Annotated in this window: 21 protein-coding genes; 16 read left to right on the plus strand and 5 right to left on the minus strand. The window is 56.6% G+C overall.

The features are described 5' to 3' along the window. Positions 1 to 59 precede the first annotated feature (59 nt). The gene (locus AC13DD_RS16250) at positions 60 to 1,181 is read left to right on the plus strand and encodes a beta-ketoacyl-ACP synthase III (RefSeq protein WP_053115384.1); all 1,122 of its coding nucleotides are present in this window, start codon (positions 60 to 62) and stop codon (positions 1,179 to 1,181) included. A gap of 12 nt (positions 1,182 to 1,193) precedes the next feature. Here AC13DD_RS16250 and AC13DD_RS16255 read toward each other — a convergent pair whose 3' ends face one another. Continuing rightward, entirely contained in the window at positions 1,194 to 1,601 is a 408-nt protein-coding gene (locus AC13DD_RS16255) for an acyl-CoA thioesterase (protein WP_041645241.1), read from the minus strand. 89 nt (positions 1,602 to 1,690) lie between these two features. On the opposite strand from AC13DD_RS16255, the gene AC13DD_RS16260 reads away from it, so the two are divergent. The 5 genes from AC13DD_RS16260 to dinG are packed head-to-tail and all read left to right on the plus strand — an operon-like array spanning position 1,691 to position 8,636. Further along, the gene (locus tag AC13DD_RS16260) at positions 1,691 to 2,479 is read left to right on the plus strand and encodes an MlaA family lipoprotein (RefSeq protein ID WP_053115383.1); all 789 of its coding nucleotides are present in this window, start codon (positions 1,691 to 1,693) and stop codon (positions 2,477 to 2,479) included. Between the two features lie 29 nt (positions 2,480 to 2,508). Beyond that, positions 2,509 to 3,996 carry a DUF3336 domain-containing protein gene (locus tag AC13DD_RS16265; protein WP_014577215.1) on the plus strand — a complete coding sequence of 496 codons (1,488 nt, stop codon included), beginning with the start codon at positions 2,509 to 2,511 and terminating at the stop codon, positions 3,994 to 3,996. A 1-nt stretch (position 3,997) separates the two neighbouring features. Further along, positions 3,998 to 5,704, plus strand: a complete 1,707-nt coding sequence (locus AC13DD_RS16270; protein WP_482931490.1) for an ExeA family protein — start codon at positions 3,998 to 4,000, stop codon at positions 5,702 to 5,704. Between the two features lie 2 nt (positions 5,705 to 5,706). Next, positions 5,707 to 6,432 carry a general secretion pathway protein GspB gene (locus AC13DD_RS16275; protein ID WP_014577213.1) on the plus strand — a complete coding sequence of 242 codons (726 nt, stop codon included), beginning with the start codon at positions 5,707 to 5,709 and terminating at the stop codon, positions 6,430 to 6,432. After that, a complete protein-coding gene (gene dinG, locus AC13DD_RS16280; RefSeq protein WP_053115381.1) occupies positions 6,432 to 8,636 on the plus strand; it encodes an ATP-dependent DNA helicase DinG in 2,205 nt (734 codons plus the stop codon). The genes AC13DD_RS16275 and dinG overlap by 1 nt, the downstream gene beginning before the upstream one ends. 264 nt (positions 8,637 to 8,900) lie before the next feature. Here dinG and AC13DD_RS16285 read toward each other — a convergent pair whose 3' ends face one another. Further along, a complete protein-coding gene (locus AC13DD_RS16285; RefSeq protein WP_482931491.1) occupies positions 8,901 to 11,621 on the minus strand; it encodes a winged helix-turn-helix domain-containing protein in 2,721 nt (906 codons plus the stop codon). A gap of 246 nt (positions 11,622 to 11,867) precedes the next feature. Between AC13DD_RS16285 and cysB the strand changes: the two genes are divergently transcribed. Then, a complete protein-coding gene (gene cysB, locus AC13DD_RS16290; RefSeq protein ID WP_008171800.1) occupies positions 11,868 to 12,845 on the plus strand; it encodes an HTH-type transcriptional regulator CysB in 978 nt (325 codons plus the stop codon). A 27-nt stretch (positions 12,846 to 12,872) separates the two neighbouring features. On the opposite strand, the gene AC13DD_RS16295 is transcribed toward cysB, so the two are convergent. Beyond that, positions 12,873 to 13,595: a phosphoadenylyl-sulfate reductase gene (locus AC13DD_RS16295; protein ID WP_014577210.1), complete on the minus strand. Its 723-nt coding sequence runs from the start codon at positions 13,593 to 13,595 to the stop codon at positions 12,873 to 12,875. Positions 13,596 to 13,827: 232 nt separating this feature from the next. Here AC13DD_RS16295 and thrH point away from each other — a divergent pair, with 232 nt between their 5' ends. Then, complete coding sequence (gene thrH / locus AC13DD_RS16300; RefSeq protein WP_008171796.1) at positions 13,828 to 14,442, plus strand: bifunctional phosphoserine phosphatase/homoserine phosphotransferase ThrH; 615 nt, start codon at positions 13,828 to 13,830, stop codon at positions 14,440 to 14,442. A 65-nt stretch (positions 14,443 to 14,507) separates the two neighbouring features. On the opposite strand, the gene pabB is transcribed toward thrH, so the two are convergent. After that, a complete protein-coding gene (gene pabB / locus AC13DD_RS16305; protein WP_482931502.1) occupies positions 14,508 to 15,848 on the minus strand; it encodes an aminodeoxychorismate synthase component I in 1,341 nt (446 codons plus the stop codon). A gap of 194 nt (positions 15,849 to 16,042) precedes the next feature. Here pabB and AC13DD_RS16310 point away from each other — a divergent pair, with 194 nt between their 5' ends. After that, positions 16,043 to 16,657, plus strand: coding sequence for a hypothetical protein (locus AC13DD_RS16310; protein WP_273018025.1), 615 nt, complete (start codon positions 16,043 to 16,045; stop codon positions 16,655 to 16,657). Between the two features lie 167 nt (positions 16,658 to 16,824). Beyond that, positions 16,825 to 17,787, plus strand: a complete 963-nt coding sequence (locus AC13DD_RS16315) for a DUF6160 family protein (protein WP_092032442.1) — start codon at positions 16,825 to 16,827, stop codon at positions 17,785 to 17,787. A 134-nt stretch (positions 17,788 to 17,921) separates the two neighbouring features. On the opposite strand, the gene AC13DD_RS16320 is transcribed toward AC13DD_RS16315, so the two are convergent. Continuing rightward, positions 17,922 to 18,539: a hypothetical protein gene (locus AC13DD_RS16320; RefSeq protein WP_482931492.1), complete on the minus strand. Its 618-nt coding sequence runs from the start codon at positions 18,537 to 18,539 to the stop codon at positions 17,922 to 17,924. Between the two features lie 187 nt (positions 18,540 to 18,726). On the opposite strand from AC13DD_RS16320, the gene AC13DD_RS16325 reads away from it, so the two are divergent. The 6 genes from AC13DD_RS16325 (at position 18,727) to AC13DD_RS16350 (ending at position 25,194) form a co-directional block, all read left to right on the plus strand. Beyond that, positions 18,727 to 19,761, plus strand: coding sequence for a DUF58 domain-containing protein (locus tag AC13DD_RS16325; protein WP_092032448.1), 1,035 nt, complete (start codon positions 18,727 to 18,729; stop codon positions 19,759 to 19,761). A gap of 5 nt (positions 19,762 to 19,766) precedes the next feature. After that, entirely contained in the window at positions 19,767 to 21,833 is a 2,067-nt protein-coding gene (locus AC13DD_RS16330) for a transglutaminase TgpA family protein (RefSeq protein ID WP_254775510.1), read from the plus strand. Continuing rightward, a complete protein-coding gene (locus tag AC13DD_RS16335) occupies positions 21,826 to 22,857 on the plus strand; it encodes a DNA polymerase III subunit delta' (RefSeq protein WP_092032452.1) in 1,032 nt (343 codons plus the stop codon). The genes AC13DD_RS16330 and AC13DD_RS16335 overlap by 8 nt, the downstream gene beginning before the upstream one ends. Positions 22,858 to 22,972: 115 nt before the next feature. Further along, on the plus strand, positions 22,973 to 23,323 hold the full coding sequence (locus AC13DD_RS16340; protein WP_092032454.1) for a PilZ domain-containing protein: 351 nt from the start codon (positions 22,973 to 22,975) through the stop codon (positions 23,321 to 23,323). A 13-nt stretch (positions 23,324 to 23,336) separates the two neighbouring features. Continuing rightward, a complete protein-coding gene (locus tag AC13DD_RS16345; protein ID WP_092032457.1) occupies positions 23,337 to 24,287 on the plus strand; it encodes an alpha/beta fold hydrolase in 951 nt (316 codons plus the stop codon). Continuing rightward, complete coding sequence (locus AC13DD_RS16350; RefSeq protein ID WP_092032460.1) at positions 24,280 to 25,194, plus strand: DUF4892 domain-containing protein; 915 nt, start codon at positions 24,280 to 24,282, stop codon at positions 25,192 to 25,194. Before AC13DD_RS16345 ends, AC13DD_RS16350 begins: the two co-directional genes overlap by 8 nt. Position 25,195 lies beyond the last annotated feature (1 nt).

The raw sequence follows: 25,195 nt of genomic DNA on the forward strand, positions 1-25,195 counted from the left end.
CGAATTAACAAAACGGGATGTCTGGTGTCCCGTTTTCACAATTATGACGTGGGGTTAGCGTGATTAAAGCCGTTATTAGCGGGACCGGTCTCTACACACCGCCAGCAACCATTAGTAATGACGAACTGGTCGAAGCCTTTAACCAGTATGTTGAACTGTTCAACGCCGAGAACGCAGACGCCATCGCCAGCGGCGATGTAACGCCACTGCAGCCTTCCTCCTCTTCGTTCATCGAAAAAGCGTCGGGAATCAAGCGTCGCCATGTCATCGACAAGGATGGCATTCTCGATCCCAACCGCATGAAACCCTACATCCCGGATCGCAGCAACGAAGAGCCCTCGGTTCAATGCGATATGGCCGTGACGGCCTGCCGTGAGGCGCTGGAACAAGCGGGCAAGTCGGCTGAGGATGTTGATGCGGTGATCGTTGCCTGCTCTAATCTGCAGCGAGCCTACCCAGCCGTTTCTATCGAGGTCCAGGAGGCGTTGGGTATCGACGGGTTTGCCTATGATATGAACGTAGCCTGCAGCTCCGCTACGTTCGGTCTCCAGGCCGCCGTTAACTCTGTCGAGAATGGCAGTGCCCGTGCCGTTCTGGTGGTCAGCCCGGAGATCTGTTCGGGCCACCTGAACTTCCGCGATCGGGACAGTCACTTTATTTTCGGTGACGCCTGTACGGCTATTCTGGTTGAGCGTGAAGAAGATACTCGTGAAGGCCAGGGCTTCGAGATCCTCGGTACCAGTCTGAAAACCAAATTCTCGAATAACATCCGGAACAATTTCGGGTTTCTGAACCGCGCCGACGATTCCGGTGTCGGAAAACCGGACAAGCTCTTCGTTCAGCAAGGCCGCAAGGTATTCAAAGAAGTGTCGCCACTGGTTGCCGAGACAATCCAGAAACAGCTGCAAAGCCTTTCTCTGGCCCCGGATGATCTCCGTCGTATGTGGCTGCACCAGGCCAACCTGAACATGAACCAGCTGATAGCGCGCAAGGTACTGGGTCGGGATGCCACCGAAGAAGAGGCCCCGGTCATCCTGGATGAGTACGCAAACACCAGCTCCGCCGGTTCGATCATCGCCTTCCACAAAAACAAGGATGACCTTGTCAGTGGTGATCTGGGGGTAATCTGTTCTTTCGGGGCAGGTTATTCCATCGGCAGCGTTGTGGTTCGCCGCCGATAGGAGTGAGCTGGGTCAAGACGTTGCCAGTGCCCTGAGGGTGTCTGGCAGCGGAGCCGATGAGCGCGTCTTCCGGTCGAACCAGACGATTTTTGCATAGCCTTCCGCATAGACGGCGCCGGTGTCGACATCTGTCAGCAAATGGTAGGTGTCGAGACTGGTGTTACCTGCCTTGTCAGCGTATGTTTTCACCTCAACCGTTGCCGGGTGGTTCAATTCCTTTAGAAAGGTAGCGCTGGTCTTTATAATAACGGGGCCGGTCGGCTCGTCAGGCCCGCCCAGCTCCAGTGAAGCCAGCCACACAATGCGCGCTTCCTCAAAGAATCGGAAGTAGACTGTATTATTGGCGTGGCCGTATGCATCCATGTCTCCCCACCGGAGGGGCATAGTGATTGTGTTTACAAGATTTCCCGGTACTGACATCGGTTTCTCCGGAACAACGGTTTAATAATAAAAAGTAGCGCCGGTATTTTCGACGAATTGAAACGAATTAAACAACCCAAGAGCAGATGATGAACTACTTTTTTATCCGGCGCCGGCTTATTACCCTGGCCATGTTGTTTTCCCTGTCTGCGCTTCTGCCAGCGGGCCAGGCTATTGCCCAGAACATGCAGGAACCCGCTCCAGAGGGATCTGTTCCGGTTGATCCCGCAGATCCCTGGGAGAACTGGAACCGCAAGGTGTACACCTTCAACGAGACCATCGACCGCTGGTTCCTGAAACCGGTAGCACAGGCCTATCGAACCTTCACTCCGCAAATTGTCGACCGCGGCGTTACCAATTTTTTCAACAATCTGACAGAACTGAGGAACTTCATCAACAGTGTCCTTCAACTGAAAGGGGAGTCTGCGGTGGTTGCCGTGGGGCGCTTCACCTACAACACCACCTTTGGGCTGGGTGGTTTGTTCGATGTCGCAACCGCCTTTGACCTGCCGGAACGGCCCGAGGATTTTGGTCAGACCCTGGGATACTGGGGCGCGGGTTCAGGGCCCTATCTGATGCTTCCTTTTCTCGGCCCTTCCACACCCCGGCACTTTACCGGGTTTGTGACGGACGGCTTCGCGTTGCCTTCGGCGTGGGATGAAGTGGAAAGCCCTGAAGTTTACTATGCAAGGGCTCTGCAAATCGTCGACCGCCGGGCGGATTTGATCCCTGCTGAAAGTTTCATCTCTGGCGACAGTTACGTGTTTGTGCGGAATGCCTTTCTGCAACGTCGCGAATTCCTGATTAACGACGGTAAGGTGGTTAACGATCCGTTTGCCAGCGATGATGATGAGGACTTGATGCTTGATGATTTCTAAGCGTCAGCCGGATTGAAAGGAGATCAACGGTGCTCAAGGACCCAAGAATAGCCAAGTTCCGGAAAATGCTGGCCGACGCGCCCAACTACGAGGTATGGAAAGCAGCGGCTCTGGAACTGGACTTTTTGGAGGGCAACGCCGAGTGGAAAGAGGATTTTGCCTCCGACCTTTATCATTATGAAGTCATCTACGACCGGCTGAGCAACCTCAAGCAGTATCGCCAGCAAAATGACGTGGAACGCCTCAAACGCGCTCTCCGCGAAGGCTTGCACCATGACCTGGGCAATATGGGCAATCCCGCGCTTTATACCCGGTCGCGCGTCGGCACGAAGCATCTGATCGAGGAGTACATCACGCAGGTCTGTGAAGCGCTGGACTATCTTTGTGATCAACCGGTTCCGGGTTTTCCAGTTGCAGATAAGCTCCAGTTCTTCCGCGACACCCTCACAAGTTACGGTCGCCCGGCACTTTTGCTCAGTGGCGGCGCCACCCTCGGTGTGTTCCATTTCGGCGTGATCAAGGCGCTCTGGGAAAAGGGGCTTCTGCCGCAGGTTATTGCGGGCTCAAGTATCGGGGCCATCATCGCTGGCATTCTTGGTGTGCATACGGATGCCGAAATTCCGGAAATGCTGATCCCCGAGAACCACAACCTGAAAGCCTGGAAATGGCGAGGTCTTCTAAGCGCAGTCCGTGGCGACGGGCTCATGGATCAGGAGGAGCTTCGGAACTGTCTGCGGGGCAATATCGGTGAGTACACCTTCGAGGAGGCGTATCAGCGTACCGGACGTTCAATCAACGTTAGCGTGTCCCCAGTACAGGCGCACCAGAAGGCCCGGTTGCTTTGCGGATACACCTCGCCCTATTTGATGGTGTGGAGCGCGGTGCTGGCCAGCGCCGCGGTTCCCGGTATTTTCCCGCCGGTTACCCTGATGAAAAAAGACATTCAGGGTAATACGCTACCGTATATGCCGCGCCTGAAGTTTGTGGATGGCTCGGTCGTCAGTGATTTGCCAATCGAGCGGTTGATGCACCTGTACGATGTCAATTACACCATCGTGAGCCAGACCAATCCCCACGTAGTCCCTTTCCTGAGCCAGCGGGGGCTGGATGAAAAACTGTCCCTCGGAAATCTGCCCATGCATCTGTTGAAATCCGAGATACAGTTTCATGGCCAGGGCGTGTTCGATTACCTGCGAAAACGGGTAAGGCCGGAACTTCTGCGGCAGATGTCCGGTCAGTTGTACACCATTATGGCTCAGCGTTACTCGGGAGACGTGACCATAGCTCCGTCGTATTCCTTCAAGGATTACAGCAGGATGCTGGCGAATCCGGATCCTGCTTACGTGCGGCAGATGATTCTGGCTGGCGAGCGAGCGACCTGGCCGAAGATCTCCATGATTCGCTCCCACGCCCGTATATCGAAAACCCTGGAGCGCTGCGTGCGAAGGCTGAAGCAACAGAACCGGCGCACGGCCGAGCTCAGGCTGATCAGCAACGCGGATTCCGGTACGTCCTGATATGTATTACGACTTTTTCGGCTTTCGCGAACCGCCGTTTTCCATTGCCCCGGACCCTCGTTATCTATATCTCAGCGATCGCCACAAGGAGGCCCTGGCGCACCTGATGTACGGAGTCCAGGGGCAGGGCGGTTTCATCGTAATCACTGGTGAGGTGGGAACAGGAAAAACAACGGTTTCCCGGTGTTTTATCGAGAATGTTCCCGATCATGTGGATATCGCGCTGATCCTCAACCCGAGGCTCTCTGCGCGGGAGTTACTGTCCTCCATCTGCGATGAGCTGGAAATCCCCCACGATATCAGTGCCACCATCAAGGAACTGGTTGATCTGATTAACCGGGACTTGCTCAAGGCCCATGCAGCCGGGCGACACAAGGTTCTGATGATTGATGAGGCCCAGAACCTTTCGGCCGAGGTGCTCGAACAGTTAAGGCTGTTGACCAATCTCGAGACGGCAGAGAAGAAGCTGCTGCAGATTGTCCTGCTTGGCCAGCCTGAACTGCAGGAAATGCTGGCACTTCCGGAATTGAGGCAGCTGAATCAGCGGGTTACAGCACGCTATCACCTGGACGCCATCGGTCGGGATGAGCTGGCGGCCTACCTGAAATACCGCCTCAGTGTTGCCGGCATGCGGGGTGATATCTTTTCGCAGCGGGCGGTGAATCGCCTCTATCGCGAGAGCCAGGGCATACCCCGCCTGATCAATTTGATCAGTGACCGCGCACTGTTGGGCGCCTATGCCGAGGGTGAGCATGAGATTACGCCCGAGCATATCCGCCAGGCGGCAAAAGAAGTACGTGGACAATCCCTCGGCCCCACGCCCTCACGAGCTCACCAGTCACCAGACAGATCCCAGTACCTTATCGTTGCGGCTTCGATTCTGGTGGCCATCATCGGCACCTCCTGGCTTTTTGAGCGTTGGTCACCGGGCGGAGCGTTTCTCACCGATCCCTCCTCAGCAGAACCTTTACAGGGAGCTGTTGAGCGAGTCGAGGAGCAGGAACAGAAACCATTGCAAGAGATCCAGGAAACCGGGTCGGGAGAGTCGTCAGCACCCGTTGAACTTGCCGTGCCAGGTCAGCTTCTGGATTCCGTGGAGGCTTTTCAGGTACTTTTCGGGATTTGGGGGCGCGAATATGAACCTTCGGAAGCGCCCGTTGCCTGCGAATGGGCCAACGAGGCGGGTCTTGGATGCCTGAGTCGTCAGGGTAGCCGCCGAAGCCTCGAGTTTCTGGATCGCCCGGCGATGCTTCAGTTGCAGGATGAGGCGGGTAACCGGGGGTTTGTCGTGCTCCGCCATCTGGATGGCGATACCGCAGACATCGCCTTGCCCTCCGGCAATCAGACTGTATTGTTTGCCAGTATCGAGCGCTATTGGTTCGGGGAGTATCGGGTTCTGTGGCGCCTTCCGGAATACCTGACGGGCGACGGCTTTTACAGCAATGGCGGGGGCGAGCAACTCTGGATTGGTGCGCGAATGATGGATCTGGCGGACCGTTTCAGTAATTCCCGTGCTGAAAGTGACCGGGTGAAACGGCTGGATTCCGAAGAGCAGGTTCGCTGGTATCAGTCATTGCGAGGGCTTACCGTCGATGGGATCGCCGGAGCCATGACGATTATCCAGATCAATAACGACCTGGAAGCTAACATTCCCCGTCTCAAGCCTCTGCAGTCCGAAGGTCGCCGGCAAGTTGAAGGTCGAGAGTAATTATGTCGTACATTCTTGACGCATTGCGGAAATCCGAAACTGAACGGAGGCAAGGGCGCGTACCGGACCTTGGTCAGCAGGTACAGCTGATCCATCGCCCGAAGAAAAAGCGGTGGTCGCCGGCTGCCTGGGTGTCTCTTGCACTCATGCTCAATGCCGGCGTCCTGGCCTTTGTCTTCTGGCCGGGAGCGCCGTTGCCCTGGGTTTCCGAGTCGCAATCCGAGACATCTGCGGCCTCGGCCAGAACGACAGCTCCTGAACCTGATGCGGTGGCGCCTGCGACAGAGCCAGCGCCGACATTGGAAGATCCCGTTGCACAAACGGGGACCATCCCTGAGCCCGATGCGGGCGAGGCGACGCCGGCGCCGATCGCTTCGGAACCTTCCCCATCACAAAGCCGGGAGCGGGCGACCGTTATCGTTCCCTCATCCGCAAATGCCGAAACTGCTGCACCAATGGTGCAGCCCGAGCAGGCAGGCAGAGTGCCACATCTGGTAGAGTTGCCGCTCTCATTTCAGAAGAGCGTTCCCGATTTGACCTTTAACAGCCATATCTACTCGTCATCCCCTGCATCGCGCCGGGTCATGATTAACGACACCTACCTGCGAGTGGGCGACGTCTTCGAAGGCTTGCGGGTAGACGACATAACGGAAGAAGGGGTGGTTCTGAGTCGTGACGGGCGCCGTTTTCGGGTTGGCGTTGTTCGGGACTGGGTGAGCCCTCGCTGATGGCGCTGACCGACGAGATCAAGCAATCGATCCAGCAGGGATATCGGGATGTGCTGGCAGGCAAGGATATTCGGGCGCGCTATGGGCAACGCCTGATGATTGCGGAAATCGCCAGATACATGGGCGACATCACCGAGAACGATGGCCAGCGAACGTCCCCTGCCTCTGCCTGTGTGGTCGAAGCCGGGACCGGGACAGGCAAAACCCTGGCCTATCTGATCGCTGCCATCCCGGTGGCCAAAGCCCTCGGCAAAACCCTGGTTATCTCCACCGCAACCGTGGCCCTTCAGGACCAGATTGTGCTTAAAGATCTCCCGGACCTGAAAAAGCACAGCAAGATGGATTTCAACTGGACTCTGGCCAAAGGGCGGGGGCGCTATCTCTGCATGTCCCGGTTGGAAGCCCGACTGCACGATGAAGGCAATACCGACAGCGACACCATGCCCCTGTTCCTTTTGGATGGGCCGAAAAATGAAGAACCGGGCACCCGGGCCTTTTTCGAAGAAATGCTCGCCAGTTATGGCTCCCGCGAGTGGGACGGTGACCGTGACCACTGGCCGGAACAGATACCGGACGACGTCTGGCGACAGGTAACCACGGACCACCGGCAGTGCACCAACCGCCACTGCAGCTATTTCGACAGTTGCGCGTTTTTTGATGCCCGTAAAGACCTTGATGATGCCGATATCGTGGTGGCTAACCATGACCTGGTTCTGGCCGACCTTGCCCTGGGCGGCGGTGCCATTCTGCCGGAGCCGGAGAACGCCCTCTATATTTTCGACGAGGCTCATCACCTTCCGGACAAGGCCCTGAATCACTTTGCCGCGTCGCTGCCACTCAATGCTACCCGGCAATGGCTGAAGCAGCTTTCCCAGGCGCTTGTGAAAATGCAGCCTTATCTGGCAGCCGGCACCCAGGCCGCCAAGTCCCTGGATCGCATCAGTTCTGCGTCGAGAGAGGTAGACCTGGTCCTCAACCGGGTTTACGAAGAAGCCGAGCAGAATACCGGCTGGGAGTTCAATGAGGAGCGACGGACGGCGCAGTGGCGTTATCCGGAAGGTGAATTGCCGGAGGCGATGGCCGAGCTTGCAGCCGAAAGCCGGATTGCTACCGCTAACATGGTCCGGCAACTGGGCGTTCTGGCGGACGAGTTGCAGGGCGCCTTTGACGAGCGCAAGGAGCATGAAATCGACCGGGAAACCGCCGAAGCCTGGTATCCGGTGATAGGCTCCTTTCACGCCCGGGCAGAGGACCAGTTGCGGCTCTGGACAGCCTGGTGCGACCCGGGCAATGCCAGTCCCCCCGTGGAAGCTGAAACCAACAGCGAGACAGGTGATGAGCCAGAAGCCAGGCCGAAAACGCAGAGAAGCCCGCCCCCAGCCCGATGGTCAGTACGCCAGCGCTGGGATCACGCCGAAGACATCACTCTTTACAGTTCACCGGTACTGGCAGACAACCTGTTGTATTCCAGGCTTTGGTCTCGCGCTTACGGCGCCGTGCTCACCAGTGCGACCCTGACTGCACTTGGTCGGTTCGATCGCCTGAACGCGCGGGCTGGATTGCCCCAGGGCAGCCGCTTCCTCGTGGTTCCCAGCTCTTTCCGTTACGGCGAAATGGCAACGGTGGAGGTGCCTGCGATGTCTGCCATGCCAACGGATGACGGCTTCGCCGATGAGCTTGTAAAACGACTACCGGACCTCTGGGCAGGCGAGAAGGCGACTCTGGTGTTGTTTACGTCCCGTCGTCAAATGCAGCAAGTGCGAGACGCGTTGGCCCCGGATTACCCGGACCTCATTATTACCCAGGACGATATGGCCAAGGGCGAAGTGCTGAGGCAGCATTGCAGCAGGGTGGATGAAGGCCGGCCGAGTGTCCTGTTCGGCGTTGCCAGTTTTGCAGAGGGTATCGACCTTCCAGGCAAGTACTTGCACCACGTCGTGATTACCCGTTTGCCATTTTCGGTGCCGGATGATCCCATTGAGGCGAGCCTGGCCGAGTGGGTGACGCAGCGGGGCGGCAATCCGTTTATGGAAATCACCGTTCCGGACGCGTCCATCAAACTCGTCCAGGCGGTTGGTCGGCTGCTGCGGACCGAGCAGGATACTGGAAGAGTGACGATCCTGGATCGCCGCATTATTGCCCGCCGGTATGGTCAGCTGTTGCTGGATGCATTGCCACCCTTCCGCCGGATCATCGAACACTGAATCCCACCAGAACCGTTCAGCCATAAAAAAAGAGCCAGCCCCTTTGGGGTTGGCTCTCATCAAGGGGTTCTTTCGAACCCGGGCGTCGAAACAACGCGGAACAAGAAATCTGAAGGCCTGAAGTTTCAGAATTCCTGGTGAGGTTTCCCTCACCGTTGAAAATATAATAGGGGATTAGAGGGCGTAGCCGGATCGTCCAAAGGGCGTAGCGGGTTTAAGTTGTTGGTGCAAAGTGTGAGGTGCATCACGTTTTTTGGCTCGAAATCAGCCTTGCAGCAACCCCAGTTCCCGGGCCCTGGCCAGAGCCTCGGTTCTGCGGCCAACGCCGAGCTTTCCATAAAGGTTGCGAATGTGGGCCTTCACCGTAGCCGGGGCAACGTCCATTTTTGCGGCAATTTCCTTGTTGGCGTGGCCCGCATGAATGAGCGCAAGCACTTCAAGTTCTCGCTGGCTGAGAGGTTCAGGCAGTGTTTCGGCGTTGAGTGTCGTACGACCGTGCTCACCAGAAATAGCACTGGCTTTTGTTTCAGAATGGCCCTTGCCAGACCGGCGCTGATCGAGAAGCATTTTCCTGACGCTGGCGTTCCAGCTTCCCGGTTCATCCAGTGCTGGCAAACCAAGGAGCAGGGCACGCAGATCCGGGCTTTCCTCCGCAAAGAGCCTCAGGAATCCGGCCTCGCCGGCGAGTTCTATCGCGCGGGTCAGCATTTGCTCCGATTCATCGGTCCGTTTCTGCTTCGCCAGGGCCTCGCCATAGACCAACAGAATTTCCACCAGGTGTCGGTTGTGGGCGTTGCGTTCAGCCGGTTGCAAAAGAGCGCTGAGTATCTCCTGGGCCCGCTCGGGCTGATCCAGTGCCACCAGCACTCGCGCCTCGCTAATACGGCTTTGTTCAAGATGAAGCGGATTGGTGAACTCGGTATCGGCTCGGGAACCCAGGCAGGCCCGGGCTTTTTCCAGATGGCCTGAAGCCAGGTAGCAACGTGCCAGAAGGGCAGTGCTTGCGGGTGGCTCGAACACGATTTGCTCTCGCCGCTTGCGGGCGGTCTGGGATGCGTCTTCGAGCGCGTCAATCGCCTCCTGGAGCCTGCCCTCGCTGAAAGCCAGGTGACCACGCACGTACTGAATGATCACGTGCTGGCCCGGTTCGGTGCCCCGCTCAACATGTTCGAGCAACGGTTTCAGGTGCGTGGCTGCTAGCTGGGGGTGATTTCGTTCGCGATGAATCTCGCAGAGTGTACTGTTCTGCCAGCATGAGATGAGTCTTGGCTGGGTTGGGTCCGCATAGTGTTTGTCCACCCATTGCCTTATCTCGGTGCAGGTTTCCAAAGCCAGATCGATATCGCCGCGATTGTACTGAATCCACGCCAGCAGGCCGCCACTGGAAAGAACCGTACTGGGTTTATGTTCGACCTGTCCGTAGCGGACTGCCGATTGGAGCGCGTCTTCGGCTTCGGTGAGTTCACCCTTGCCGTAGTAATCCAGGCCCAGGCCGTAATAGGTCACCGACTTTAGCGGTATGCGAGTGTGATCAATCTCCCTGAGCACCTGTCTTGTGAGATCTGCGGCGCTCTTGTCGTCACTCCGGGTGCGAGCCAGATAGGAGCGCATCAGCGAGATCTCACTTTGCAGCCCGAGGGCCCCTTCGGCATCCGGATGGGAGTCCGCCACCTGCCGGTCCAGAAGATCCTCCAGGCCGGACAGCAGCGGCTCCAGACTATCCATTCGGTTGGCAAAGAACAGCCCCCAGATCCGGAGCATCTGGAGTTGCGGATTGTCGATGACAAGGTCCTGTGGCAGGGCATCAATCCAGTCCAGCACGGGGAGGTGATATCCGCCATGGATCAGGTTGTTGCCGTGCTCGGCGAGCACCCGGGCAAGCCGGGACCAGTCCTCCTGTCGGACGATCTGGGCAATGGCTTCCTGCACGTGGCCATGGGCCAATAACCAGTCCACCGTCCGGTGCCAGAGTCGCGCGGCCGAGTCAGGGTCTTGGTGACTTACCCTGAGTTGCAGAGCATCCCGAAACAGGTCGTGATAGCGGAACCACTCGTTCCGGGTATCCAGCGGGACCAGAAACAGATTCTGGCTGAGAAGTTTTTCAAGCAGCTCCTGGCTGTTATCGGACCCACGGATCGAATCACAGAGGGACGCACATAGCCGGGGGCAGCAGGCCGTTTCAAGCAGAAAGTCCGACAGCTCCCGGGGTTGCTGCTCAAGTACTTCGCTCAGCACATAATCGCTGATGTGGCGCTCATCCAGAGTTATCTGGTTTCCACTCGTGCTGGCGTCCTTTCCGGACAATGCGGACAGCTGCATGGCGGCGACCCAGCCTTCGGTCTTGCGGTAAATCGCGTGGACATCCTCGTCGGCGATATCAAGGCCCATGGTGTCGTGAAAGAACTGACGGCATTCGTCTTCAGAAAAGGCCAGCAGGCCAGGGTGGATGTCCTGGATCCACCGACGGACGCGCCAGCGGGCCAGGGGCAGTTGCGGTTCGGTTCTGGACGCCAGGGTTATCAGAACACCCGGCGGAAGATAATCAATGAAATAGGCGAACTGCCTGTGGATGGCAGGGTTGCCAATGAAGTGGAAATCGTCCAGCACCAGCGACCACGGGCTGTCATCATGCGCCAGTGTGTTGATCAGGCCGGTAATGGCTTCGGTAAACGTGTCATCCGAGTGGTGAGCCAGTTGTTTACGCAAATCGGACGCGCCGGTCAGGCCGGCTTGCTCAAAAGCACCTATCAGGTACTGCCAGAATCGCCGGGGCTCATCGTCGTGTTCATCCAGAGAGAGCCAGGCGGTAGGGGAGGAAACCCTTGAACACCATTGCGCAACCAGAGTGGTCTTGCCAAACCCGGCCGGCGCAATCACCAGATTAAGTCTTTTCGGAGCCCGGGACTCAAGCAAGGCACTCAGCCGCTCACGTTTAACCGCGCGCGAGTCTGACGTTGGCCGAAGAAACTTTGTGGTGAGCAGCATGGGTTCCCTGAGAACTGGAGTGTTGATGTGCCCAGACAAGGCATTACGGATTGTGTCCTTTGTATTGGCCAAGTCAAGGGTTGGAGGGGCTTTTCATAGCCTCAGGGTTTTATCAGGGGCTGCGCAAATGCGATTTTGGTCTAAACTGTGTAAAAGCAGTTGCCTATATTAAAAAAGAATGAAAATCTGTATTTTTATGCGTATTCTTCAACAAGGTCCTTCGATCTCCAGGGAGCAGCAGATTCAATGAAACTACAACAGTTGCGCTATATCTGGGAAGTTGCGCATCACGACCTGAATGTCTCAGCAACCGCCCAGAGTCTGTTCACGTCCCAGCCGGGTATCTCCAAACAGATCCGCCTGCTGGAGGACGAGCTGGGGCTTGAAGTATTTGCCCGCAGCGGCAAGCATCTCACCAGAATCACACCGGGCGGCGAGATCATTATTCGCGAGGCCGGCGAAATCCTGCGGCGGGTTGAGGGCATCAAGAAGATTGCCCAGGAATTCAGTAACCAGCGAAAGGGTGATCTCAGCATCGCCACCACGCATACCCAGGCCCGTTATGCACTGCCCCCGATTATCAGTGGTTTTATAGAGGAGTACCCGGACGTCTCCCTGCATATGCATCAGGGGACGCCAATGCAGATCTCCGAAATGGCAGCCAGCGGGGCGGTCGATTTTGCCATTGCGACCGAGGGCATGGAGCTGTTTAACGACCTGATCATGATGCCATGCTACAAATGGAACCGGAGCGTCATCGTGCCGAAGGATCATCCACTGGCGAAACTGCCGGAACTGACACTTCCGGAGCTGGCAGAATACCCGCTCGTGACTTACGTGTTCGGCTTTACGGGGCGCTCGAAACTGGATGAGGCGTTCCAGTCCCAGGGACTGACACCGAAAGTGGTATTTACGGCAGCAGATGCAGACGTGATCAAGACCTACGTCAGGTTGGGGCTCGGTGTTGGAATTGTCGCGAGCATGGCATTCGATCCAAAAACGGACACCGACCTGGTTGCGCTCGACGCCCGCAAGCTTTTCCGTCCCAGCGTCACACGACTCGGGTTCCGAAAGGGGACTTTCCTACGGGGCTATATGTATGACTTCATTCACCGTTTCGCGCCCCATCTCACCAAAGAAAAGGTGGACGAGGCGGTTTCCCATCAGGGCAGCCGGTCTGAAATCGAAGAACTGTTCAAGGATGTCGAGCTGCCCACTCACTAAAAGGTGAATGGGCAAGAGGCGCTCGGGTTATTCCCGGGCGATCAGGTTGCCGGCATGGAGGCCGCATTCTTTCTGGGTGGCTTCTTCCCACCACCAGCGGCCTTCACGTTCATGTTGACCAGGCAGGACAGGACGGGTGCAGGGCTGGCAGCCGATGCTGACAAAGCCTTTCTCATGCAGTTTGTTGTAAGGCGCCTCGGACATACGGATGTAATCCCACACCTCTTTTGATGTCCAGTTTGCAAGTGGGTTGAACTTTACCAGTGTCTTTTCATTGGTCGAGAAGGCGGTATCTTCCTGGATAACCGGGACGTCATTGCGAGTTCCGGGGCTCTGGTCTTTCCGCTGTCCAGTGATCCAGGCGTCCACGGTCGCCAGCTTGCGGCGAAGGGGGTTGACCTTGCGAATGCCGCAACACTCACCGTGCCCATCTTCATAGAAGCTGAACAGGCCCTTTTTGTTCACCAGATCCTGAACTTCGTGAGCATCCGGAAACAGAACTTCGATCTCGATGCCGTAATGCTTGCGAACCCGCTCTACAAAATCGTAGGTTTCCGGATGCAGACGGCCTGTATCCAGAGTGAAAACCTTCAGGTTGTCGGTCAGCTTGTGCGCCATTTCAATCAACACGACATCTTCTGCGCCACTGAAAGAAATGGCGATGTTATCGTATTGTTGCAGCGCAGCTTTGAGAATCGAACGGGGGCTCTGGCCTTCGAGCTCTTCCCGCAGGGTTTGAATATCGGTCATGGCCCGGCATTGCCTTCTATGGATGTGCAAGGGTATCTAACTGACCGAAAAGGCTACCATTAAATGCCTCATACCCTGAAGGAATGACGATCTATATGGTTATTCCGCGTTCAAAAGCGCGGGTTTACACTTCCACGATGCAATCCTGGCCGGTTTTTCTTATCATACGCACCGAATACAGGCAGGCGGATTGACCGTACTGGCCCTTTACCAATCAAAGCAGGAGATCGTTGTGGAACTGGCATGCCTTGACCTTGAAGGAGTATTGATCCCGGAGATCTGGATCGCGTTCGCCGAAAAGACCGGCATTGAAGAGCTCAAGGCGACCACCCGCGATATTCCGGATTATGACGTGTTGATGAAGCAGCGCCTCAAGCTGCTGGACCAGCACGGCTATGGCCTTCCGCAAATCCAGGAAGTGATTGGCGAGCTGGACCCGCTGCCCGGCGCCCGGGAGTTTCTGGATTGGCTGCGCGAGCGTTTTCAGGTTGTGATTCTGTCCGACACCTTCTACGAATTCGCGATGCCCCTGATGAAGAAGCTGGGTTATCCGGCACTGCTTTGTCACAAGCTGGAAGTTGCAGACGACGGCCAGATCACCAACTACCTGCTGCGCCAGCGCGACCCTAAGCGACAGTCCGTGAGGGCATTCCAGTTGCTGAATTACCGCGTGATTGCTGCCGGTGATTCCTACAATGACACTACCATGCTGGGCCAGGCCGAAGCCGGTATCCTGTTCCATGCGCCGCAAAACGTAATCGACGAGTTCCCGCAGTTCCCTGCAGTGCATAACTTCGAGGATCTGAGGCAGGAGTTTCTCAAGGCCAGCGAGATCCATAACCCCTGATTGGAGGACTGAAATTGGGGTCAGAAGAACGCTCTCTTCTGCCCCCATGTTCACCCGAACTCACTTCAGTCGATCACCAACTCTTCCAGAAACCGCATTAAAGAGCCGACTTTTGCGAGCGTCTCCTGATATTCAGCCTCGGGATCTGAGTCCGCAACAATACCGCCACCACCCCAGCACCGAATGGTGCCATCGCCATCACACAGCATGGTTCGAATCGCAATATTGCTGTCCAGCGTGCCATCCAGTCCGCGATAGAAAATCGAGCCGCAGTAGGGACCGCGCCAGTGGGGCTCCAGCTCCCGGATGATTTCCATTGCTCGGACCTTGGGCGCACCCGTAATGGAACCACCCGGGAATGCGTCAAACAGGGCCTTCATCGGCGTAACACCGTCGGCAAGTTCCGCGCGAATGTGGCTGACGAGGTGATGAACGTTCCTGTAGGACTCAAGAGCAAAGAGTTTGTCGACTTTCACGCTTCCGGGTTTCGCGTTCAGGCCCAGATCATTGCGGAGAAGATCGACGATCATCAGGTTTTCGGCAAGGTCCTTTTCTGAGCCTTCCAGTTCAGAGGCATAGGCCAGATCTGTTTCCGGTGTTCTGCCTCTCGGCCTGGTGCCCTTAATTGGGCTGGTGGTTACGGTGCGATCGTGTATCTCGAGAAAGCGTTCGGGGGAGACCGAGATGATCGATGCTTCGCCTGTTCGGATAAAACCGCTGTAGGGAGTGGGGTTAGCGTCCGAAAGCGCCTGGAATGCTCGCCAGGGATCCCCTACGAAACGGCCTGAGAATTCCTGGGACAGATTCGCCTGATAACAATCACCGGCTTCGATGTATTGGCGGACCCTTTCGACGCTCGTCCTGAAAGCAACCGGTGTTTGCCTGGGCTGAAAGCCGCAAACCATAGACCATCCAGTGGTGGCGGCGGGTTCGTCCGTCGCCAGCCACTGGTCCAGTAATTCACGTGTCCCATCAGGACAATCCGGATGAATCCAAAGCCAATACTGATCTGTTTTGCGATTATGACTGGCAGTCCAAAGATAGAATCCTGCAGACATCAGGGGGACATCCAGAGATGGGCAGAGCTCTCTGAGACGGTTTTCCCTGACATACCCGAGCTCATAACCGAGGAATCCAATCCACCCGCCGGACAGACATTCCGGGTTGGGTTCCTGTTCGATCTGGAACTGACGGACGAGGCTTTCCATGCTCTGGGCAAGCTGATCGGAGCAGAAATCCGGAGGCACAGGGTATTGGAGCACTTCGGTGGCGCGAGCTCTGGCAGAAAAACCGCTGAAGACTCCTCGGGCGGGGCCGTGACCGACACTCCCAATATAGGCGAAATCCGCTTCCCGGCAGGCATAGCTTAGCAGGCGATGGTAGGCCTCCTGGGTGAGTTTCCGCATAGTTGCCGGGTTCAAGTATCCTCCGCGATATTCAAGAAATGATAAACAGCCCACAAAACGGGCGTTGTCCGCTGCGTGTAGCCCTTGATCTAATGAAAAGTCAAAGGAAGGCAATTAATTAGGTTTTTGCATTTTACTGCACATACGACTGACCTTCCTCAACAAAACGACAGAATACAAGGATAAAAACAATCATGGGGCACTTTAAGATAATTCTTCTATCCGCTTTGTTCATGCTGTCTTTCATACCTGTAGGCGTTCAGGCTCAGAGCGAGGTCGGTGAACACATACCCGATCGAAATGCTCTATCTGACGGGAAGCTTAGCCCGGATGAAATCAAGAAATACGCTACTTTGGCAGCCAAGCATATTCAGGAATTGACTGCAGTTGCCCGGGAAGAGGTTGGTAGTGAGCTTGAACAAAGTGGCGTAGTCATTCCTGCGGCATGGATGATGATGAATGACGGTGAAGTTAAGCGGGTTCGGCTGGGCGCTAGTGGAGAGCAGGCAGCGGCAACCATGAAGGTGCTTATGTTCAGAGCCGCACTAAAGTCGCTGGCACGACACGGAAAAATCCTTGCTACAGCGATCGTATATGCGGGCACCGTCGAGGGGGAAAAAGGTACGCGAGTTATGGCCATAGAACATGAGCATCGGCTAGGCCTGTCGGGACTACAGGTCGTACCTTACCAATTTGCGGGAGGAAAGCTGACCTTCGGCAAACCGAGTACCCAGAAAAAACCCTATGAGCTCTTCTATGACGGCCGTGATGAAGAAGATCAAGGCGGGGATAGGCAGAACAAAACGTGAAATAAATCCTTTTTGTAACGGTTTGTTTCGGTGTGGGTGAGAATTGTGAGTGCAATCACGGATTCAGAGTGTAAAACAATCTTAAATGGATTTGTGGGATCACAGATCCTGCTTCTAAAAATACAAAACTCACACAAGAACAACGATGAGTTTATAAGGAGATAAGAATGAAAGGCCTGAAAAAAATTGCACTTGCTACAGCGGTAGCCGCCGCCCCGTTCGCCGCCCAGGCAGAACTGACGGCCATGAATGATTCTGCGATGGGTAACGTAACCGGCCAGGCCGGTGTGACCATCGAACTGGAAACCCAGGTCAGCATTGGTCAGTTCAAGTACACCGACACGAACGGTGGTGCTGCTGGTGAAATCGGTGGCGGTTCATTCACCGTTAATGACATCGAACTTGGTGGTGCTGGTCTCATCACAGGTGCCAACCCGATCTTCGATACTAACAGTGACGGTACTCCTGACACTGCGGCTAGCCAGCTCCTAGACGATCTGTCTATCGACATCGACCTGGCGGACGACGGCGACGCTGTGATTTCCGTTCACACGATCAGTGGCCTGCCAATTGACTGGGGCTTCACGGCCTCCTCAATGAACCTGGAAGGTACCGACAGCACCACGCTGATCTCTGGCCTCAGTGCCTGGGGTATGCTGGCCAAGCTGGATATCCGGGTTGACACTGAAGATGCGTCCACCAGCCTCGGTGGCACTGGCGACGGTTCTCTGAACATCGACACTGCTTTCACCGTAAATAACATGGAATTCGACGTTCCCTTCCTGGCGGTTGGCGTGCGCGGTATGTCCATCACCGGCGCCGGAGCGAACTTCGACTACAACGGTGATGGTGTTGTTGATAGCGCCGATACTGACCTTGATGGCAGTGGCACCGTCGGAGACACCAAGGCGGAACGCATCAATGTCGGCTTCGCCAAGGTGAACCTCGATGTTTACAAGGGCAATGGCCTCGGCCAGTCGACTGCAACCGACGTGCTGCGGGTCGATGTCAACGATGTCGTAATGGACGTAAATGTTGGCGGTGTTCTCATCGGCGGAACCAGCATTGGTACTGTCGCTCTGGACAACCTGCATATTCAGAACACCCGCCTGGCTGTCTATGGTCACTAATCTGACCTGACACCAGAGTTGGTGAAACGCCCCGCCTTGCGGGGCGTTTTTATTTGGTCAGATGAAAAACAGAGACAATAAAAAACGGCAGCCAATCCTGGCTGCCGTTTTCGCAACTGATTTAAAAGTCAGCGCTACTGATCCGGCACCGCAATAGAAAGATCAAACCCACCACCGGGCCTCGGTGTCAAAGTAATCGGTCCTTCATTAATGGCCTGCGGAACCTGTATCTGATCAATCCCCGGCGGATTGCCGATGCTGAAATTCAGGTTCTGCCCGTCAAACCCTATCCCCAGTTGATCATTAAGAAAGGTTTGCGTAAAAGGCTCTTCTGGAATCTGTGCCTGCTGCCCAAAGATGATTGGTGGAATCGTTGGGGTAAACTCTGCTGGCGGCTGCGCCCGGGCGATTTCTTCCTGGGGCAGCAGCAGGGCGCGACGGAGGAATTCATCTTCTGCGTTTTCCAGAGCATCGGTCTTGCCCTCATCAACGTATCGTTGCAACGCTTCCCGGTAAGCTTCCTCTTCAGCTTCGGTCATTACCGGTTCGCCGGGCGATATGGTGAGGGAGCGCAGGATACGTTGGCGGTCGGCTTCTGATTTCTTCCGTTCTTTGGGTACAACGATTACGGCGGAATCTTTCACATAGGTTTCCACCATCTCGTCCGGGGTCATGGTCTGAACGCCACCAAAGGCAGGTAATGCAACAACCAGACCGCTGATGACGGTGGTGAGCAGGTGTCGGCGTTTCATAATCTGGTCTCTTTTGTTTAAAAAATACGCTCCCTTAAACGAGTATTCGGTTTGTCAGACAGGAATTCAAGCCAGATGATCCGGGATTGTGATCAGAATCTTTGATTTTCGGTACTGTTACTAATCAACGCAAAATCGTGGTCGAATACCATGAACTTTTTGGGCATCGCAGGGCCTCAGTTCTACTATGAAAAATCCGTTCAGAAATCGCTTTCGTCGCTGGATTAACCGACGGATTCCGCGGTCCGATGTCCAGAGCTTCAGTCAGAAGAACATATTCATCCTGCCTACTGGTGCGGGACTCGTGTTCGGGCTGTTGCTCGTCATCATGCTTCTCACCGGCATCAATTATCAGAACAGCCTGATTTATCTGAGTACCTTTCTGCTTGGGGCGGTCTTTGTTGGCGCGATGCATCAGACCCATCGAAATCTGTCCGGCATGGAACTCACGCTGGTTCAGCCAGGAGAGGGCTTTGCCGGTGATGATATTCCGTTTCGATTCCGCCTGAAGGCAGGGCGGGATGACGCCATTGCCATCCTGCTGTCCTGCGAAGAGTCCGGCCTGGCCCCGGTTCACGTTCACTCGGGTCGTTCCCAGGATGTCACGCTTCCGGTTCATTCCGCTCATCGGGGGTATTTGCGGCCCGATCGGGTACGGATTGAAACGCGTTTTCCGTTTGGCCTCCTCAAGGCCTGGTCGTGGGTTCGGCCGGTATCCGCCGGTTTGGTATTTCCAAGGCCGGTTCCAGCACCTGAGGCGTTCAGCACGGTAGAGGATGGTGAAGAGTCAGCAGAAGCACGATCCGTTGAAGGCAATGATCATGCGGATATCCGACCCTGGCGGGAAGGTGATCTCAGCCAGCGGGTACTTTGGAAACGGTTCGCACGAACCGGGCAAATGGTGGTCGCAGACTGGGAGGGTGAGCAGGGCAGTCCCTACTGGCTGGATTTCAACGCCTACCCCGGCGCAGACCATGAGTTGCGGTTGAGTTACCTGGCGTTTCTGGTTAACGAACGGGGTAAAAGCGGTGTGCGCTTCGGGTTGAATCTTCCCGGGCAGATCATCGAGCCTGATTCGGGGCCAGCGCACGCAATGCGGTGCCTGCGAGCATTGGCGACCTGGGGTGAGGAACGGCCCCGGGAGGCCATGGCCGAGCCCCATGGAACGCGCAGGCAGCCGATAGGAAACTCACCGCTGTATGCAGGGGAGGGGCAGGCTTGAGTTTCCTGGACCGTCTTAGAGGCACCCAATCGGAAGAAGCGACAGCGACCAATCTGCCATCAAGGGCCCTGCTCTGGCTTATTGCCAGTTTTGCGTTGCTGTTGTCGCCCCAGTGGGACCGTTTACCGCTTTGGCTGATTGCAGCATGTGCGGTATTGGCGGCCTGGCGCTGGTTGGCGCAATACGGGAAGGTAAGGCTCCCTGGCCGCCTGTTGCGCACGGGCATTATGCTGGTGCTTATCGGCGTCTATGTTGCAACAGTACAGGGGCGGTTCACGGTAGATACCGCAGCTTCGTTCTTCGTGCTGGCGGTGGGTCTCAAGTGGCTGGAGACCCGATCGGTCAGGGACTTCTACGTTCTTTTCTTCATTCTTGTCTATCTGGCCTCGGTAAATTTTCTGTTCCACCAGGAGATTCTGTGGGCACTGGTGAACTTCACCGGCATAGCGCTGCTGTTGGTTGGGTTGCAGGTACTGAACGCCCCGGAACTGCCCGGTGGCATGACTTCAGGCTGGCGCAGGCTGGGTGGAATGTTCCTCAAGACGCTGCCGATTGTCGTTCTGTTATTCGTGTTTTTCCCCCGGATGTCGCCGCTGTGGAGTGTGCCGCTGGTTTCCGGTGAGGCTCGCACCGGAATCAGCGATACCATGAGGCCAGGGGATATTTCCAACCTTGCCCAGAGCAGTGAGAGGGCGTTCCGGGTAACCTTTGGCGGCGAGATGCCCGCCTACAGGGACAGGTACTGGCGAGGGCTTATTCTCGACTATCTGGATGGAGAAACCTGGCGCCAGGGTCAACAAGAACCGTTTCGGGCGCTTGGCCGCGTAGCGGTTGATGGTGGCATAGGAGAGCTTGAGCCAAACCAGTATGACGTGTTGCTGGAACCGACGGATCAGCGCTGGGCATTTGCCCTGGAAGGTTCCCGTGCGGTATCGGATAACGTGTTCGAAGACACCGCGGATCTTTTCCGTTTCCGGCGACCGGCTGACAGCCCGGTACGTTACAGGCTAGCACTGGAGAGCGAAGCCCCTGTTCCCGAAAAACAAAGCGCTGCGGAACTGCGCCGCTATCTTCAGTTGCCGCAGGAAGGCAATCCCAGAGCGCGAGAATTTGCGCGGGAACTTCGTCGTACGATGGGCGACGAGCAGGTCGTTCGTACCCTGTTGCAGCGTTTTCGAGAACAGGAATACTTTTACACGCTCAGACCTCCTGCCATGCCTGAAGACGGCATTGATTCCCTGCTTTTCGACGAGAAGCGAGGGTTTTGCGCCCACTATGCGGGCGCAACCACCTTCGTGCTGCGCGCTGCCGGTATTCCCTCGCGCGTTGTCGTCGGCTACCAGGGGGGCGAAAACGGGGCGGGAGGCGATTACCTGATTGTGCGTCAGTACGATGCCCATGCCTGGGTTGAGGCCTACGTCGACGGCCGCGGATGGGTGAGAATTGATCCGACGGCCGCCATTGCACCGGATAGGATTGAGTCAGGCCTGAGAGATGCGGTGGCAGAGGAGGGATCCTTCCTTGAAAACAACTGGGCCTCGCCCCAGCGTTATGCGGACGTTGCCCTGGTGCAATGGGCGAGTCTTCAGATGGATCGCATCAACTACCAGTGGCAGCGCTGGGTCGTCGGCTATCAGGGCCAGAGCCAGATGGATCTGATGTCCAGGTTGCCCGGTGGTTTCGGCATGCGCGAATTGGGATACATGACGGCGGGTATCGTTGGTGCCGGCTTGCTAATTGCTGGACTCATTTCCGCGTTGCAAATGCGCCGTGGAGAAAGGCGGGACGCGTTCCGGAGGGTGGTGGATACGTGGCACCGTCTGTGCGCGACTGCAGGCGTGCCTGTCCGTCATGGTGAAACGCCGTCGGTTCTTGCATCAAGGCTGGCAAAAGCTGAACCGGCTGCAGGGGATTCTGCCAGGCTTTTTGCCCGGATGGTGAACAGCCATTACTATAGCGCTGGTAAAGACGACGAGGGCGTTGAGCAGTTGAAGCGAATGCGCCGCTTGCTTGCGACCATGAAGCGCCAACTGCGCAGATCCGGAACCCGCACAGGAAAATCCAGTGACTGATATTGCCCAAGACATGCCCTGGCTGCACCGTGCCTGGCAAACGGTTCAGAGCCGGGTCGCAGAAGACCGACTACCACACGCTCTTATACTCGTTGGTGAGCGTGGTGTGGGTAAGCGGGCCTGGGCAGAGGCTGTCGGCGGGCTGCTGCTGTGCGATCAGCCATTGGGCCGGGAAGCGGGCCAGGCAATTGCCTGTGGCCGCTGTAAACAATGTGAACTTCTGGCCGCCGCCAGCCACCCGGATATCCGGATTTATGCGCCGGAAAAGTCCCGTATGGTCAAGGTGGATCAGGTCAGGGCTCTTTCGTCGTTCGCGGTGGCGTCTCCGCAGGTTGCCCACCATAAGGTGGCGATTATTGACCGGGCGGATCAGTTGAACATCAATGCGGCGAACGCATTGCTCAAGACCCTTGAAGAGCCGCTGCCCGACGTGACCTTGATTCTGTTGCAGGAGAGCGGTCGTCCGGTGTTGCCTACCATCCGGTCCCGATGCCAGACATTGACGGTTCCGGTGCCCGGCAACAGCGAAGCCAACCACTGGCTCGCCAGTAGTGTAAAGAATCTTCCCGAAGATGCACAACCGTCTGCAGATGTTCTGGCCAAAGCTTTGATGCTGGCGGGTAATGCACCCAGATTGGCACTGGACTATGCAACAGGAGATTTCACCGGTTTGCGGGACACGGCCCTAGACCGCTTCAAGGATTTCATGAAGTCCAGGATTCCGGTCGGTGAGGCCGCCAGGGCGTTCAAGTCCATGGGCCTGGAAGATACGCTTTGGTTGTTCGAAACCTGGGCGGCTGATCTGGCACGCTTGATAGTGGGGGGCAGTGCTCGGGACGCCGATGCCGCCGATATGCTCGGATTTCTGGCCAAAACGACGCCCGGCTGGCGGGCCCATGAGTTGCTCGATATGGTAAAGGAATCACGCGCAGCGGGTGTCTACAACGCCAGCCCCGAGCTGGAAGCCAGTCGTCTTCTGATCGCCTGGCAAAAGCTCATGCCGGTGAAACGACCGGCGGCCTAGCGGATATCCCGGCAGAATTGCGTCTTTGGGGGCAACAACTGCTATGATTCCGGAATGAAAGGGATTTTCGGATCCCGATAACCGTTCAAAACGATCTAAGAGAAAGGTGTCAGTTATGGGGCCAGGTTTTGGTGCGCGCAGTGGCATACTCACCCTGACAATCAAGGATAAAGCAGTGCTCTACGCGGCATACATGCCGTATATCCGCCAGGGTGGTCTGTTCATCCCGACCCAGAAACAGTATCAGCTGGGCGACGAAGTCTTTCTGCTTCTCAACCTCATGGACGAGCCTGAAAAAATTCCGGTCGCCGGCAAGGTAATCTGGATAACGCCCAAAGGTGCCCAGGGCAACCGCGCGGCGGGTATCGGTGTCCAGTTCAACGGCGATGATGAAGCCGCCCGAACCAAGATTGAGTCCTACCTGGCAGGCTCGCTGAGCTCCGATCGCCCCACCCATACAATGTGAAGGCGGAGCCTGGATGAGCGACATGTCGTTTCCCACGAACACCCCCGGAAACCAGGTGAAGGACGGGAGCATTGAAAACCCCGCCCGGTCGTTCCGCGAGTCCGATTGGAAACTCCGGCACATCACCCTGGCCGGTCTTAGCTGGCCTGCCGCTACTGATGCCCACGATACTACACCGATCATAATGCTGCATGGCTGGCTCGATAACAGCCTCACCTTTGTGAAGCTCGCACCGGAGCTGGCGCGATTCGGGCCCGTCTACGCGCTGGACTTCGCCGGGCATGGCCATTCCGGGCACCGCCCAGAGGGGCAGAGTTACCTCTTGATGGACTATGTGGCGGATCTTGCCGAGCTGGTTGAACGTTATTTCCAGGAAACACCGGATGGCAGGATCAACCTGGTCGGGCACTCGCTTGGGGGGATTGTCGGAGCGCTCTACGCGGCTGCCTTTCCGGAGCGAATTCGAAACCTGGTGATGATCGACAGCCTTGGCGCACTGAGCCGTCCGGTTAAGGAAACCATTCCCCAGCTCCGAAAAGCTGTGAAAAAACGCATTGCCGGCTCTGGCCGCCAGGTTGTCTATCCGGATATCGCCACGGCCGCCAAAGCACGGGAGGGCGGGCTGAGCCCGCTCAGCCCCGAGGCCGCGCTGACGCTCATTCCGCGCAATATGAAACCCGAGGGAGAGGGCTACGTCTGGCAGACCGACCCAAGGTTACGGCACCCGTCTCCATTGATGATGACCGAAGAGCAGGTGCTGGCTTCGCTGTCTGCTATTGAAACCCGTGTGCTTTTTGTCAGAGCCGATGCAGGACTTCTTTCGTACAGAAAGGATCTGGATAAACGCGCTGACGCTATCGCCAACCTCCAGATCGTTAACGTGCCGGGAGGTCACCATTGCCATCTGGATGGCGAGACCGGGCCGGCTGCAACAGCCATCAGACAATTCCTGGAAAATGAGTAATCGCTTGCTGAAATTACTGTTCACACGTTTCTTGGTTCCGATCCTCGGATTATTGGCTCTGTCTTCCGGTGTGCAGTCTGCTCCGGAGGATATGCCCGAGGCCTATCAACAGTCGACGCTTGAAGATACGGTCTCGATTCAGTCGTCGGGACACCTGGTATTGTTCAGCCCCGTGCGGGAAGTCAATAACGAGATTCGCTCCGAAACCCTGGCCCGCTTGCCCGTGACTGGGGAAGGGCGCCTGTACCGGATTGCCCGAGACTCAAGTCGCGAGGAAGCGCGGGACCACTACCTCGCTCTATTGCGCGAGAGAAACGCCCAGATTCTGTTCGAGTGCTCCAGTATCCGTTGTGGAAGAAGCAACGTATGGGCGAACCAGATCTTTAATCAGGCGGTTCTCTATGGCCGTGATGCAACCCAGGATTATCTGGTGGCGGGCACCGTTGCCGAGGACGGCGCCCGTTGGCTGACCCTCATTTACACGGTGACTCGCGGCAACCTTCGGGAGTATGTGTGGGTGGAGCACCTGCGGGTCGAATCCGGCGCGACCATTCCCGGCTTTGGCACCATGGCCAACCGCGTTGAAGGGCCGATTATTGTTCCCTGGCAAGGCGGTGTAACCTACCGGTTCGACTGGCAGGCAACGGATCGTAGGCGGGTGAATGATCTGGCCCGTGAAGATGGTACGGTGGTTGCACTGGTGGGCTATTCTGTATTGGAGACTGATGAGTCCTTCAGTGATGCGATGGAGCGTGCCCGCCTGGCTACCGAATCGTTGTCGGAGGTCCTGTCCAAAACGGGTGTCTCCCGGGCTCAACAGGAGATAATCGTTGTGGGGCCGGCAGGTGTCTTCAGTGATCCAGACAGGCAGGGCGACCGGGTAGAAGTGGTGGTGATCTCGAGGTAAT

This window comes from Marinobacter sp. L-13, from assembly GCF_056857715.1.

Excerpts from the sequence above, each read along its gene's own strand:
- AC13DD_RS16315 (WP_092032442.1), top strand. The coding sequence starts at position 16,825 with ATGAAAGGCCTGAAAAAAATTGCACTTGCTACAGCGGTAGCCGCCGCC.
- AC13DD_RS16350 (WP_092032460.1), top strand. The coding sequence starts at position 24,280 with ATGAGTAATCGCTTGCTGAAATTACTGTTCACACGTTTCTTGGTTCCG.
- dinG (WP_053115381.1), top strand. The coding sequence starts at position 6,432 with ATGGCGCTGACCGACGAGATCAAGCAATCGATCCAGCAGGGATATCGG.
- AC13DD_RS16325 (WP_092032448.1), top strand. The coding sequence starts at position 18,727 with ATGAAAAATCCGTTCAGAAATCGCTTTCGTCGCTGGATTAACCGACGG.
- AC13DD_RS16255 (WP_041645241.1), bottom strand. The coding sequence starts at position 1,601 with ATGTCAGTACCGGGAAATCTTGTAAACACAATCACTATGCCCCTCCGG.
- AC13DD_RS16320 (WP_482931492.1), bottom strand. The coding sequence starts at position 18,539 with ATGAAACGCCGACACCTGCTCACCACCGTCATCAGCGGTCTGGTTGTT.
- AC13DD_RS16260 (WP_053115383.1), top strand. The coding sequence starts at position 1,691 with ATGAACTACTTTTTTATCCGGCGCCGGCTTATTACCCTGGCCATGTTG.
- AC13DD_RS16275 (WP_014577213.1), top strand. The coding sequence starts at position 5,707 with ATGTCGTACATTCTTGACGCATTGCGGAAATCCGAAACTGAACGGAGG.
- cysB (WP_008171800.1), top strand. The coding sequence starts at position 11,868 with ATGAAACTACAACAGTTGCGCTATATCTGGGAAGTTGCGCATCACGAC.
- AC13DD_RS16285 (WP_482931491.1), bottom strand. The coding sequence starts at position 11,621 with ATGCTGCTCACCACAAAGTTTCTTCGGCCAACGTCAGACTCGCGCGCG.
- AC13DD_RS16295 (WP_014577210.1), bottom strand. The coding sequence starts at position 13,595 with ATGACCGATATTCAAACCCTGCGGGAAGAGCTCGAAGGCCAGAGCCCC.
- pabB (WP_482931502.1), bottom strand. The coding sequence starts at position 15,848 with ATGCGGAAACTCACCCAGGAGGCCTACCATCGCCTGCTAAGCTATGCC.
- AC13DD_RS16340 (WP_092032454.1), top strand. The coding sequence starts at position 22,973 with ATGGGGCCAGGTTTTGGTGCGCGCAGTGGCATACTCACCCTGACAATC.
- AC13DD_RS16310 (WP_273018025.1), top strand. The coding sequence starts at position 16,043 with ATGGGGCACTTTAAGATAATTCTTCTATCCGCTTTGTTCATGCTGTCT.
- AC13DD_RS16270 (WP_482931490.1), top strand. The coding sequence starts at position 3,998 with ATGTATTACGACTTTTTCGGCTTTCGCGAACCGCCGTTTTCCATTGCC.
- AC13DD_RS16345 (WP_092032457.1), top strand. The coding sequence starts at position 23,337 with ATGAGCGACATGTCGTTTCCCACGAACACCCCCGGAAACCAGGTGAAG.